13 protein-coding genes and 1 pseudogene are annotated in these 12,693 nt (G+C 36.2%); all 14 read right to left on the bottom strand.

Annotated features, from left to right (window positions below; all coding sequences use genetic code 11):
• Positions 1 to 6: 6 nt before the first annotated feature.
• Positions 7 to 204: a phage holin gene (locus IGK53_RS04805; protein WP_002290623.1), complete on the bottom strand. Its 198-nt coding sequence runs from the start codon at positions 202 to 204 to the stop codon at positions 7 to 9.
• A gap of 15 nt (positions 205 to 219) precedes the next feature.
• Positions 220 to 462: a hemolysin XhlA family protein gene (locus tag IGK53_RS04800; protein WP_002322123.1), complete on the bottom strand. Its 243-nt coding sequence runs from the start codon at positions 460 to 462 to the stop codon at positions 220 to 222.
• Positions 463 to 560: 98 nt separating this feature from the next.
• Positions 561 to 2,678 carry a BppU family phage baseplate upper protein gene (locus IGK53_RS04795; RefSeq protein ID WP_229054844.1) on the bottom strand — a complete coding sequence of 706 codons (2,118 nt, stop codon included), beginning with the start codon at positions 2,676 to 2,678 and terminating at the stop codon, positions 561 to 563.
• 15 nt (positions 2,679 to 2,693) lie between these two features.
• The gene (locus tag IGK53_RS04790) at positions 2,694 to 4,955 is read right to left on the bottom strand and encodes a phage tail spike protein (protein WP_430605022.1); all 2,262 of its coding nucleotides are present in this window, start codon (positions 4,953 to 4,955) and stop codon (positions 2,694 to 2,696) included.
• Between the two features lie 9 nt (positions 4,956 to 4,964).
• Positions 4,965 to 5,702, bottom strand: a complete 738-nt coding sequence (locus tag IGK53_RS04785) for a phage tail protein (RefSeq protein ID WP_064375997.1) — start codon at positions 5,700 to 5,702, stop codon at positions 4,965 to 4,967.
• A 50-nt stretch (positions 5,703 to 5,752) separates the two neighbouring features.
• Positions 5,753 to 9,171, bottom strand: a pseudogene (locus IGK53_RS04780) (phage tail tape measure protein).
• Between the two features lie 16 nt (positions 9,172 to 9,187).
• On the bottom strand, positions 9,188 to 9,370 hold the full coding sequence (locus tag IGK53_RS04775) for a hypothetical protein (RefSeq protein ID WP_002305377.1): 183 nt from the start codon (positions 9,368 to 9,370) through the stop codon (positions 9,188 to 9,190).
• Between the two features lie 2 nt (positions 9,371 to 9,372).
• Positions 9,373 to 9,735 carry a hypothetical protein gene (locus IGK53_RS04770; protein ID WP_002286510.1) on the bottom strand — a complete coding sequence of 121 codons (363 nt, stop codon included), beginning with the start codon at positions 9,733 to 9,735 and terminating at the stop codon, positions 9,373 to 9,375.
• Between the two features lie 21 nt (positions 9,736 to 9,756).
• Positions 9,757 to 10,362, bottom strand: coding sequence for a hypothetical protein (locus IGK53_RS04765; RefSeq protein ID WP_002318244.1), 606 nt, complete (start codon positions 10,360 to 10,362; stop codon positions 9,757 to 9,759).
• An 11-nt stretch (positions 10,363 to 10,373) separates the two neighbouring features.
• Complete coding sequence (locus IGK53_RS04760; RefSeq protein ID WP_002319774.1) at positions 10,374 to 10,778, bottom strand: hypothetical protein; 405 nt, start codon at positions 10,776 to 10,778, stop codon at positions 10,374 to 10,376.
• Positions 10,771 to 11,172 (bottom strand): hypothetical protein, encoded by a 402-nt coding sequence (locus tag IGK53_RS04755; RefSeq protein ID WP_002318246.1) that lies wholly within the window; start codon positions 11,170 to 11,172, stop codon positions 10,771 to 10,773. Before IGK53_RS04755 ends, IGK53_RS04760 begins: the two co-directional genes overlap by 8 nt.
• Positions 11,162 to 11,515, bottom strand: coding sequence for a head-tail adaptor protein (locus IGK53_RS04750; protein WP_137203089.1), 354 nt, complete (start codon positions 11,513 to 11,515; stop codon positions 11,162 to 11,164). Before IGK53_RS04750 ends, IGK53_RS04755 begins: the two co-directional genes overlap by 11 nt.
• Entirely contained in the window at positions 11,505 to 11,816 is a 312-nt protein-coding gene (locus tag IGK53_RS04745) for a hypothetical protein (protein ID WP_002318248.1), read from the bottom strand. Before IGK53_RS04745 ends, IGK53_RS04750 begins: the two co-directional genes overlap by 11 nt.
• Positions 11,813 to 12,688, bottom strand: coding sequence for a hypothetical protein (locus IGK53_RS04740; RefSeq protein WP_137203087.1), 876 nt, complete (start codon positions 12,686 to 12,688; stop codon positions 11,813 to 11,815). Before IGK53_RS04740 ends, IGK53_RS04745 begins: the two co-directional genes overlap by 4 nt.
• Between the last annotated feature and the right edge of the window lie 5 nt (positions 12,689 to 12,693).

The raw sequence follows: 12,693 nt of genomic DNA, 5'->3' as shown, positions 1-12,693 counted from the left end.
TTCCTCCTATTTTTTTAAATTATAAGCCGACACACCAGTAATAACGCCTAAAAATGTTGCTACTGCATTGATAGTGAGTACTGTCATATCTGTTCCATTCCATCCATACGCTTTTCCTAACGTGGCTACTAAAACAGATGTAGCTGGTAAAACTGTTAAAACCGTCCATTTAATGACTTGATAATACTTATCGGGTAAAATCATTTCTTCTCACCTCCTTTACAATTTAGTCAAGAAATAGCCAATGATCGTAATGCCTAAACCGATCATGTAACCCCACGACCATTTATTATTGGCTTTCATTTCTTTGATATCTTCCGCATTATTAAGCGCAATAGAATATGCCTGATCCGCTCTATCTTTTGCGCTTTCCGCTTTTTCGCGTAATGATTCGTAATTATCCAGTTTCGTTTCAATACGCACTAAACGTTCTACCACGTCTTGTATTGCTTCGTCTTTCAACTAACTAGCCTCCTTTCATTGCAAAATAAAAAACACCCTCTATTGAGCGTGTTGGTAGCAAAATTAGTATTCTATACAGGTTTTACTTTTAAAATTTATTAATCTAACCAATAGGAAAACAAATCTAAATAACAATATTTAACATCCTTGCCACTGTCATTCCCTATATATAAAGTTCCTTTACCAGTAACAGCTAGTCTACATGATGTTGTAAACAAGCTTGTTGCTCCAAGTCCCATTTTAGTACCAGAAGGAATCAACTCGGTAGGTAAAGTTGAAGCGTTATGTTGCTGTCCTTGACTCGGTAAAGTTCCAGCTGTGGTACTTATTGCACCATTAAAAACTACGTTTCGATGTCCATTGACCAGATTGACTCTATATTGTGGAGTTGTCCCGTCTGCCCCCGTGTAGCCATTCTCCAGTGGTAAAGTTTTCCATTCACCTAATACGTATAAATTATTCTCTATCTCATCAACCCTACTTTTTGTATCCTCTATAGCGGTCGCATTAGCGTTCGCTTTTGTTTGAGCATCCTTAGCCGTGGTATCTACTTCATTAATTGAAGCAGTCAACTGCGAATTAATCTCCGATACTTTCCCATCGGTATAATTGTTTGCTTTACCAGTAATTTCAGAAATTTTAACATCTGTAGCAAGATTGTCTTCGACATATTCTGGTGCTAGATCCCAGACGTAATCTTTTGGATTGTTTGAGTCTCGCATACCGATTCCTCGGTATTTATATTGCTCAATATTAGGAGTTCGGGTGTCGCCTTTTTCAATTTTTAACCATTTTATGGTACATGAACCTAAAGAAGTATTTGGCGTTTGAAAAAGATATACCCCTTTTGCGTTTTCCCCTAGCTGAGTTATTGACACAGTGGCGACCCATGTATCAACCAATCCTTCAACTGGTTTAAAGTCACTAAATTGTTTTTGAGCTAAATAAACCCGAATAGTTTGTGAGGCAGGCTTAGTCGCCCCTATCGTCACAGTATAAGTTTCACCTAAAACAAAATCCTCTAGTGCATTTTTTGAATAGATTCCCTCGCTACTACTTGTGATTGGAAATTTAACTGTAGGATCAGCAATGTTCTCCCCCAAAGCCACCTTACTCAAATAATACGGTGCATCGAGTAGATTTGGCTGGTACGGGGTGGCTTGGTCGCCTTCTTCGATTTTGATGTTTTTCAACCTAACTTTACCAGACGGTTTAAGATTTCGAATGTCTCTAACTAATGGATACCATTCATTTGGTGTGTCAGAGGTGTATTTTACCGTTTGTGTTCCGATAAGCTTCTGCCATTTATTCAATTCATTTTTAGGTACTGTCGCTGTCTGCAAAACAACGTTACCACCAGGCAAGTATGCGTGTTGTAGGCGTATTCCAGACGGATCGCCAGTGAAGCCCGTTTCTAACATGATTTCACAACTAATCGTATACTGTTTCCCTTCTATCACCGCCGTTTGCGCTCTTGTAGCGTACTTCGATAGTTGATTTGTGCCATCTAAGGTAAACACAATTTCATCACCATCATCCGCGACTGTTGCGCCAGTACCTGAAGAAAAACTTGAAGCATTAAGTTTAGCGCTAAGGTTCGGATTCCCACTATAATCATAGTCCCCGAAGTCGATGCTGTTACTGTACATGACTTGCAAGTTACCTAATTTAGAAATTTCTTCTTTCAGAGCATCTAACTTGTCTTGTAGCGTTTTAGCTTGACCAGTTAAATCAGTAATCTGTTGATTTAAGCTATCCACTCTACCTTTAATTTCAGCCATAAAAGCATCAAAAGTTTCGTTATACTTTCGAATCAACTCTTCCAATTGCGAAACGTATTCATCGGCTTGGCCTTGCGAAATGTCAGACACTCCTAGTGAGAAAAAAATGATGTCTTGCGTTGTTAAAATTTGATTACCTTTTCTATATTCTACGTAGCAGTGTTTATAATATCCTGCTTCACTCATAAATGTGCCATCAAGAGAAAATGTGACTTCTTCACTAGTTACGCTAGTTGCAACACTATCTACATAACGGTTAGATGGTGTTGTTCCTTTTAAAGTAAATGTTCCGCCACTCGTATCCATCTGCAAGCCATTTAAAAATGGTTTAACAGTCACCGTAATTCCTTTGTCACCTTGACGAGCCATAATAGCTTTGGTGTAGTTTAATTCTTTGCTGAAATCTAAAGCCAAATTATATAAACTGCTAGCCATTTATATACCTCCTTGCTAAAATTCATTTTGGTCGTATTCGTGCACATTATAATCATGGTCATCAAGTTCTAGACGTTGATGCTCAAAACCTTTTCTGTGTGCTACTAAATTCCAAGAAAATAATACATTAGGTGTATCAGTTTCAATTACAAAATACTCTGGTGTAGTTTCTGTTACCGCGAATTGACATAATTTATTAGGTGTTAAGAATACATGATACAAACAAAGCGTAACTGTTTCTGCATAAATAGGGTCAATTGGCACATTAACAATGCAATCTTTTCCTACTAAAGCTTCCCCATAATCGGCAAAATAATTTTCTGGTGTTTCATAGGCATTTAATAGTCTTTGACCATAATGTTCTGTAGAGACACTGGCATTTTTAGTACCACCAGTAACACTAAAACCAGTAGATCGAACGTTAGCTATCGTTAACTTACCATTATACTTGTGAGATAACTCTACCCCAATGCTATGGTAACCATTAACATTTGCCATGTTCGATGGTACACCAGTACCATCATTTCTGCTACCTGCCATCAAATCAAATGATGTAGACGTATTAACACCAAATGTACCATCATTAAAACTAAGTAAATACGCTGGAAATCTTGCATCACCCTTACTAACGGTAAACCCTTGTGCTTTATCTAATAATTGGAATCTGATATTTGACGTTGTTGTACTTCCACTGGTAAAGTTTTCTGGTTTTTGTTTAAAATATACAACCCCATCACTGTTTCTTTTCCAAGAAATATCCCCATTTTTGATTTCTGTAGTAAAATCTGTACCTTGACTGGTTATTGTACCCCCTGTAATTGTAGAACCTTTAATCGTTACCCCTTCAATATTAATAGCCTTTAATACACCAGACGTAATAAAACTAGCGTTAAACACGCCATCTAACGTCCATGCTGTTTCATATGTTCCATTAATACCAGTTTTAGAAAAACCAATACCAGCATTGTTGATTTGTAAAACATTCCTTGCGGTATTCTTATCTGGCGTGTCCATAATCAAAATACGACTAGGTGCTTCTTTAGGATCTAATAAAACATACCCACCATCTTGACCAGTAATCATATCAGTTTGATGATCTACAATATCATTGATTAAATCGCTGATTTCGCCACCATTTTTCAATTGATCAATGGCATCATTAATCAAATTGCTTACATTATTCTCTGTGTTTTCTAAGAAGTTTGTTTTGACGTTTCCTACAACTAATTTATCGTATGAGTTGGTTAGAACATTAAACGTATATTCCACAATTCTTGCTGACATATTCACTTTTAACTGTGGATGATACACATCTACTCCATCACCCATCGAAACTTTTTCCAGATCAACAAATTTTTCATAACCTCTTTGATGCCTCAATGGTACTAATTCAATCGAACCACTCACTTGTGGTTTTTGTTTATCTATGTTTGTTTTCAACCAGTCTTTAGCAGCTTCCCTTAATGTGGCTACATCAGTCGCTTTGTCTTTAAAATCAACAAAAGAAACATATCCAGCAGGATAATCATCCACGTAATCCGTGAAAATAACTTCTTCTGGTAGAGTGATCTCGTCTTCTCCTTCTGACGAACTGCTAATGAATGGATAAACTCTAACTAAAACACTTTGAGCATCTATCTCTAAGTCGAGACCAGTTAAGTTTTTAGTATAAATCGCTTTGATTTTATGATCCGTACCTAGCCTTTTTTCATGACGTAATGTGTTATTATCTTTAAGAAATTCCCCATGAAATCGATCTAGAATAGACCCCTCTTTTCCACCAAAGAATTCTAAAAAATTCGCTTTTTCTATCTTCACATTAGCAAGCGTATCTACTAATGATGTGAAAGAAAACTGCGAGGGAATAACTGGTTTCGCTAAAGCTTTTGCGTTTTGCCATGCCTGAGCAGCAGTGATCTTTTCTGTTCCGCTGTCATATTTATTCAACACCGATTTTCTTATATCATTGAAAATAGGTTCAGCTTTTACTTCTATCGTATTTCCTATTACGGAAGTCTTTGCATAATAAATCCGTAAACGTTGCTTTGCTCGATTTTCATCTACATAGCACTGAATAATACGTCCTTCTATAATCAAGTCTGCATTAGTTCCGCTTATTGGATAAGTACCCTGAAATATCTCGGCTCCGTTTAGTTTATTGCTAACAGTAGCTGTTAACCAGTCTGACAAAGCGCCTAAACCTTGCGTATCATATAAATGTTCAGCTAAATTATTCGCGTCGTTTTTATCGTAAATAGTTATTAAATTATCGATCATCTATTTCACCTACCTTAACCCATTACGATAAATTTGTATTTTGCTCAAACCAGTACAATTAAAATAATTAATATCCACTTGCAATGTCGGATATTGCATGGTCTTCATTTTGTTGGACCGATCTAAAATATCTCCGTCCGATTGCTCTTCGTAGCAAAGCATCAAATCACTATCAATAACTATGTCAGTTCCCACTACTAAGCCTTCAAAATTAAACACATAATCATTTAAGATGAATTGGCATGAAGTAGCTGAAGGAGTGATGATAATCTTTGGAAAACTTTCTTCTAAACTATTATTCAGCAAGTTAAATGACTGTGGTTTATCTACGGTTATTGGTACGTCTTCTTGAACTCTTGCGAATGGTTTCGCAGTGATATTCACATCGAACTCTCCCCATTCAACGATATCGTTTTCTGCATCCCCAATATCGATAGTCTGGATAACATAATAGACGTTGGGATCATCAGAGAATTCTAATTTCTTTGCATAATTTAACCAATGACGCATGATATAAAACGATTGCTTGAACGCTTGATGGTCTTCCACATCCTCTAAATAGTTATAGTGCAATGTAAACGACATGTCTTCAAACGAGTAATCTTGTACTAAGCCACCTAACCTTCCTAAAACAGAAGTCTCAACTCTCTGCCTTTTTGGAGAAGGTATGGTTGGTCTTTCCGCTAAAGCCAATTTATGCAAATAATCAGGAAATCCATCGATTATAGAATGTATACAATCAGTCATTTTTTCACATCCTTTTTAATACTAAAAAAACAGGAGAAATACTCTCCTGTTTAACGCCATGCCGAAGCATTATCATTTTGAACTTTTGTAATGCTATCAATGATTTGTTGAGTTGTTTGCTTCATAGTAACTTCATCTGCGTTACCATCAATTGTGAAATTGAATTCGTAGTTGTTCACAGGTTGAATCGTTTGTGCCCTAGATGAAACTGATGTGCTACTCAAGATACGATCACCAATTTCTTGCAGCACAGATCTTTTCAAAGGTAAAACTGCTTCAGGTCCTGCTTCACCGACACCGATAATATTCGGAGAATTAAACACACTACCTTTCGCATACCAATCAACACCCAACGTTGGGATTTTTCCCTTCAATGGATTGAATTCCCCACTCAATTTAAAATGTGGTAACGGAATATGTGGTATCGAAATATTCAGATTATCAAAGATGCCACTGATTTTATCTCTAATCCAATCAATCGGAGCGCTAACAGTCTTTTTGATACCTTCCCAATGTTAGCAATTGTACTTTTAACATTATTGAATATGTCGGAAACAATACCTGTTAGATTGGACCAACCGCTTGAAATTGCATTTTTTCCATCGTTTACTTTGGAGCTAATAGTGCTTGTAATTCCATTCCAAAGATTCAAAGCAGTGTTTTTGATACCGTTCCAAATTCCGCTGATCCACGAAGATATACTATTCCAAACACTTTGAATGGCACTTTTAGCTGCGTTTATAGCATTGCTTATACTACTAGTCACACTATTCCAGATATTTGATGCTGTAGAGCTGATTGAATTCCAAATTCCACCTAACCAACTAGATACAGTTGACCAAATATTTTGAATTACTGTAGCAGCTGCTTGTACCAAGCTAGTGATTGTATTCTTGATACTGTTCCAAATACTAGAAGCTGTTGCACTAATTGAATTCCAAATATTTGAAGCCGTAGTACTAATAGATGTCCATATACCATTCCACCATGCCACTACTGGATCAAATATAGTATGGAATGTAGTTACAATTCCGTTCCAAGCGATGCTTATCCATTGTGTCATAGTATCCCAAGTATTTTTAAGGAAATCAGAAATAGGTGTCCAAACAGCTTGCCAAGCTGCGCCTAATAACTGTCCAGCTACATCAAAAATACCCACGATAATATTAATACCAGCTTGAATCAATGACGTTATTAATGTCCATGGTATTTGAACAATTCCTACAATGTCTGCCCAAATAATCGACCATACTTCTTTGACTCCGTTCCAAATATTTGAAACCCAATCAACGAATGTTTGCCAAGTTTCTTGGACTCCTTGCCAGATGTTGGAAGCTCCTTCAACTAATCCGCTCCATAGCTCTCCAAACCAATCAGAAACTCCTTGCCAAATATCTTGAACCCAATCTACAAATCCAGACCAGGTTTCTTTAACTCCATCCCAAACTGATGAGGCACCTTCTTTTATACTTTCCCAAGTACCACCCAACCAATCAGTGAATTTACTCCACATTCCCTTAAACCAGTCAGTAATTGCGCCCCAGTTTTTTATAATTGCTATAACTCCAGCAATAGCAGTAATAACTGCTCCTATTATTAATGTAGTAGGACCACCTAGAGCCATGAAGCCAACTATTATTGGCATTAATAAAGTAAATGCAGCAGTCAAACCGCCAATCGCTACGGCATAATCCTGTACTGGTTGTGGAAGATTATTAAACGCATCAGCCATCTTTCCTAGAAAATCAATTACTGGTTCGAGTGCATCTATGATTGTGTTGCCTATAGGAGCTAATGAATCCTTTAATTCAGCTATTTTCCCGTTCAACTCTTGCAACGGAGTAGTAGAATCTTCATTCATTTTTTGTGCAGATCCACTAACATCATCAAATGTATGGTTAACATCAGTTAAAGATTGGACAACTTTCATCGCATTATCTTCGCCAAGCGCAGACCAAATTGTCGAAGCTTTATTTAATTGGTCGTATTGACCATCCATATTGCTAAAATCTTGAATCATGGAATTAATAACGTCTTTTTGTGTTCCTCCGCCATTTTTCCACTCTTCAAAAGCTTTTCTAGTACTTTCACTAAACATATCCATGTTTTGCTCAAATCGACCATCTGTTAACGATATTCCCATTTCCTTAACTAAGTCATTGACTTTATCAAGGTTATAAGCACCCGCATCTAAACCATTTTGAAGCATTCCGAACGTTTCATCAGCTGAATATCCCATTTGACTCCATAATTGGCTATATTCTGCCATATTGTCGCCTAATTCGTTCGTTTTATCTAAACCGTTTTGAGTACCCGAAACCATTAAATCCATTGCATCTTGAGCACTCAAGCCGAAATTGACCATTAAGCCATTTACACCACGTAACGTTTCATCCATATCAGCGCCCATGGTGTTTTCTAGGACCATAGCTTGTTCCGTGATATTTTGTAAATCTTGATTATTTAAATCGCCTAAATTACGCTTTACCAAAATCAATGCATCTGTGGACTGATCTAACGATTCTCCAAAACCTTTATAATAAATGTCTCTGGCTACATTCGTTAATTCTTCAGCCTCTTGTTTAGACAAACCAAAATTAGCTTGTATCTTACTCTGGGAACTACCTACACTGTTAGCAGAGTCCACTGCTTGTTTCCCTAATTCTGTAAGCTTATCGCCAATGTCGCTTAAAACGTCAGAAGCTTCCATTAAATTATTCATATCTATTTTGCTTCCGATATCGTCCAAGTTAGTTGTATCTACATTTTTAGCAGCTTGTCCTAACTCTTCAAATTCACGTTCAGCATCATTAAGCTTCGCTTCCATCTGCATTGCTTCTGTGGATGTAGCGCCAAATTCAGACTGTGTAGCTTCTAACTGTCGTCTTAGGATATCTATCGTTTTCTCCGCATTTTCAGATTGTTGAGAAACATATTCTTGGGCTTTCGCTAATTTCTCGGCTTCAGAAGCTGATTGACCAGCAGTTGCTTGCCATTTTTTGTATTCGGATTCAATCAGAGAAGCACTAGCTTGAACATTTTTTTGTTCACTATCCAACTGTTGCATTGTAGACTCGTACGTCTGTATTTCGCCTTTTGCTTGAGCTAGTGCATTACTCGTTTTATCAATTTCGTTTGACAAACGTTGTTGCGCTGTTTGTTGATTAATCAGTTCTCTTTCAAGTTTCTGAACTTCGGTGGAATTTTCTCCATAATATTTTTTCGCATTGGCTAAACGTTGGCTAGTTACTTCAACTTTTTGACTTTGTAATTCATACTGCTTCTCTAAAGAAGATAATTTACTTCCTAACTTGTCTGATTCAGAACCAGTCTGTTGTAATTGAGCTTGTTCTAGTTTTAATTCTGCTCTATTTTTAGTTAATTCAGCGCTGATTTCTTTTAACGTAGATTTCAATCCGTCATCGTTAGCTATGAAAGTTACTTCTGCTTCTGTTCTCTTTTTAGCCATTTTTTACCTCCTTTCTTTAATTTTTTTGGGATTGATTTATTGCGTAGTTCTTCCATCCTTCATAAGCGCTCTTGTTGTAAGCCATTTGTAAAATGTCATCTAAACAGATATCGCTTAAAACTAAATCTGAAGGCATAGAAAAAACGTCGGTCAACATCGAATAGACATCGACCCACGTTTCAACTAAGAGCTTTGGCATTTTTACTTTTGAAGCTTTTTTTCCTTATTTGCTTTTTCGAATTCTTTTTGATAGGCATCTCGTGCTTGTTTGAACATCATCAATTGATAAATATAGCTGGCAGTAGCCATATCAAAATCCCATTTATCAATAAATTCATCGAATGAAATATAATCAGTCATGTTCGCTTGGCGGTAAGCAATATACACAGCCTTTGCACCTTGAATAACAGAAATATCCATGGATCCTTTTCCCACAGTCATTTTTGCAAACTCGTCTGTGTTAAAATCTCTATTGATCATCAATAATTTCTTGATATTCAGTTTAGGTTCTAAATTCAAAATTGTTCCATCGTTTAGTTCAATTTTTGAGTAATCTTCGTTCATTTTGCTACCTCCGTTTTATGTTTAAGCTTGAGTCGTTGTAGTAGTGGTTGTTGAACTCTTTTTAATCACATCAGCAGATAGATTCGTCATCCATTGATCTGTTAAGTCTTCTTCAAGTTCTGCAACAATTGCTTCATGATAGAATTTACCAAATTCATCTTGCATAACTTTTGTTTCTAGTTCTAACGCAGCTACTTCATCCGCACCATTTTCAATAGAGAATGTTAATCCTGTATTCGAAGTGCATGCTAACATACCAACTAACTTGCTATTTTCTTCGAAGTCATCCACGATCTCTGCAGCAAGTGAGAAATCTTCGCCTACGGAATCAGGACCGTAAGAGTAAATGCCTGGTTTAATACGTTCATCTTGTTTCAATCCATTGAAACGTCGATAAACTTCCATCGGTACATGTGCAGTAATTGTTACCGTCATATTGATTGGTTTAGATTTTGATTTTACTTCTGTCGCTCCACATTTTTTAACCACCGTTTGCATTTCTGTTTCGCCATCTAATTGTCCGTTACAATCTGTTGCGATTGCATTTTCTGCGTTCTTAAAATTAAAAGCAATTCGTTTGATACTCACGTTATCGAACGTTGTTACTACAGTTGTTGTTTTAGCCATTGTTGTTCCCCCTATTTATTTAATTTATCGAATTGACGAATCAGAAGTTCTGTAATTGGATCAAGTGCAAGACCTAATCCTCTTCTCATAAATTCGTCTGGCTGATTTCTTTTAGAAGTACCTATCCCCAAATCAGGATATTTTAAATACTCAAATTTTCTTGTAGGTCTAATGATGAAACCCAAATTAATATATTGAGTCTTAAGTGGACGACTATTTTTTGCGTGTTGGTGTCCTCTTCTTAAATCTGCTTCAGAAACAGGAATTTTTTCCGTAATCCTATCCACTGCAATATCTGAACCTTTTGATTTCAATGCTTCGTTAATCAGTCGTTCGCTCTCGCTTGAATAGCGTTCCATCCGCACAAGAAGTTCATCATGTCCATTTATTTTTAGCTCCCAACTATTTTTAGCCATGACAATCACTCTTCAATAATCGTCTAAACGTAAATACCAATTGATCGATATAGCGATCTTGATTTTCTAGTTTTAAATGGTTGGGATCCATTCTCTGAAAACGAATCGAACGATTTTGAATCAATGAAATAATATCTAGTGAATCTCCTGTTAAATCTTCTCTATTTTCTGAATAGAAAGTTAGATATAGATTTTGACCCACGCTATATTTTGGTTCAGTGATCATTTCTATTTCTCCTGTTTCGAGAATGAAGTAATTAAAATCATCAGGTAGCTCATCCTCGCCAACAGAGTCTTGAAAGAGTTTTAGCTTAAAATGTTCTTCTAAGGAAGTTTTGATAGCAGAAATTTGCTTATTTAAACGTTCTTTTTCTTTAGAATTATCAATCACCATATTCACCCACACTTTCAAGATAAAAATAGATATAAAAATTATCGTAATCGGCATAGATAACGTTGTAACGCATACTATTGATTACGATAAAATATTGATCTTTATTAAATTTCTTGGCGATTGGATGAAATGGTGTCTTTACTTTCTTAGTTAATTTCGATCCCATCGCATCCATAGCTGTTATATCGCGATCTCTCATGGAAAGATTTCTAAATTTTAAAGAAGTGATTTCTGTATCTTCTACACCAATCTTTTTTCCTAATTCATTTCTTTTTGTGGTTTGCGTCAAAATCTTTAACCATCCATCGTTGAACGTTTCTTCGAGTCTACGATTATTCGCCATTCCCATCACCTGCAATATATTCTTGTAGCGCATAATGTTGAATGAAACCTAATAACTCACTAGCGAAATTTTGTTCAAACTCATCTAAAGCACGATTCCAGTCGTATCTACATCTTTCGATTAGCAATCCGTATTCTAAGCTTTCAGGAGAAAAAGAAAGAGTTGTACTCACTTTACTTTGAAGATAAACGGCATTTTTAGCTATCATCTTTTTAATTGACTCATCTTCTTCATTCCAGGTAACGTAAATATTATCCTTCACAGCTGTTAGCAATTCTTCAGTCACTTGTTCAGGCGTCATCTAACCACCGCCTTAATTGCTTTAACATATGCGTAAGAGCATTTTTTCTTGTTTACAAATGATAAATCTTCATCAAAAGGTGTGGAAGTCACGTATCTCCCTTTGAAAAATAAATCTTCATCATTTGTTGTTACTCCAGCATTATGCAAGATTTTTACTTCTTTAAATTTTTCTATTGGATCAGTAGCAAAACAAAAGTTTAATTCCTCGTGAACTTTAGGACCAATATTGAAATACATTATGTTCCAAAGCTGTGCCCACATCTCGGCTGTCCAAATCTGTACATTTGTTTTTTGCCCTCTAAGGTAGCGATATAGCCGATTAGAATCCAGATAAACCTTTTTCCAATAATTCGCTTTAGGACGGTTAATAACCCACTGTGCGCCTCCTGAATTAGTGTTTATAGTTTCCAAAGATTCTACTGTAACATTTACAATATTTGCCATATCTTTTAGAATATTTTCTCCGTTTTCACAGCTTCTAATATAATCAAGACTTAGATAACTACAGCAGTCGCTACAATACCAAACATCATCTTTAGAAGGCAATTTGCGCAAATTAATTCTTTTATTGAAAATGACATCCGAATCGATATAGAAATATCGGTCGTTCTCACGCGAATGATCTTCTTCTAAATATTTCCACCATAAATATGGTTTAATCGAAGGAATATACTCTTTGTCGTCCCGCAGATCATCGTACACATGAACTTCAACGCCATATTCCTTCTCAAAAAAAATAGGAATCTGATCATCGTGTCTGCTGAAAAGCAATATGATGTCTTTGATTCCTAGTTTCTTCAGATTAGTTAAACAAACTTCAAGCTCCCATTTAAACCGATTGATTGCCGGCTGACAAAGAATATACTTCATTCTGA

Source organism: Enterococcus sp. DIV1224 (genome assembly GCF_050555455.1).
GTDB lineage: Bacteria > Bacillota > Bacilli > Lactobacillales > Enterococcaceae > Enterococcus_B > Enterococcus_B lactis.
The sequence above is the reverse complement of the archived record's forward strand: the minus strand, read 5'-3'. Positions and strand labels throughout refer to the sequence as shown.

Excerpts from the sequence above, each read along its gene's own strand:
- IGK53_RS04805 (WP_002290623.1), bottom strand. The coding sequence starts at position 204 with ATGATTTTACCCGATAAGTATTATCAAGTCATTAAATGGACGGTTTTA.
- IGK53_RS04795 (WP_229054844.1), bottom strand. The coding sequence starts at position 2,678 with ATGGCTAGCAGTTTATATAATTTGGCTTTAGATTTCAGCAAAGAATTA.
- IGK53_RS04790 (WP_430605022.1), bottom strand. The coding sequence starts at position 4,955 with ATGATCGATAATTTAATAACTATTTACGATAAAAACGACGCGAATAAT.
- IGK53_RS04785 (WP_064375997.1), bottom strand. The coding sequence starts at position 5,702 with ATGACTGATTGTATACATTCTATAATCGATGGATTTCCTGATTATTTG.
- IGK53_RS04775 (WP_002305377.1), bottom strand. The coding sequence starts at position 9,370 with ATGCCAAAGCTCTTAGTTGAAACGTGGGTCGATGTCTATTCGATGTTG.
- IGK53_RS04770 (WP_002286510.1), bottom strand. The coding sequence starts at position 9,735 with ATGAACGAAGATTACTCAAAAATTGAACTAAACGATGGAACAATTTTG.
- IGK53_RS04765 (WP_002318244.1), bottom strand. The coding sequence starts at position 10,362 with ATGGCTAAAACAACAACTGTAGTAACAACGTTCGATAACGTGAGTATC.
- IGK53_RS04760 (WP_002319774.1), bottom strand. The coding sequence starts at position 10,778 with ATGGCTAAAAATAGTTGGGAGCTAAAAATAAATGGACATGATGAACTT.
- IGK53_RS04755 (WP_002318246.1), bottom strand. The coding sequence starts at position 11,172 with ATGGTGATTGATAATTCTAAAGAAAAAGAACGTTTAAATAAGCAAATT.
- IGK53_RS04750 (WP_137203089.1), bottom strand. The coding sequence starts at position 11,515 with ATGGCGAATAATCGTAGACTCGAAGAAACGTTCAACGATGGATGGTTA.
- IGK53_RS04745 (WP_002318248.1), bottom strand. The coding sequence starts at position 11,816 with ATGACGCCTGAACAAGTGACTGAAGAATTGCTAACAGCTGTGAAGGAT.
- IGK53_RS04740 (WP_137203087.1), bottom strand. The coding sequence starts at position 12,688 with ATGAAGTATATTCTTTGTCAGCCGGCAATCAATCGGTTTAAATGGGAG.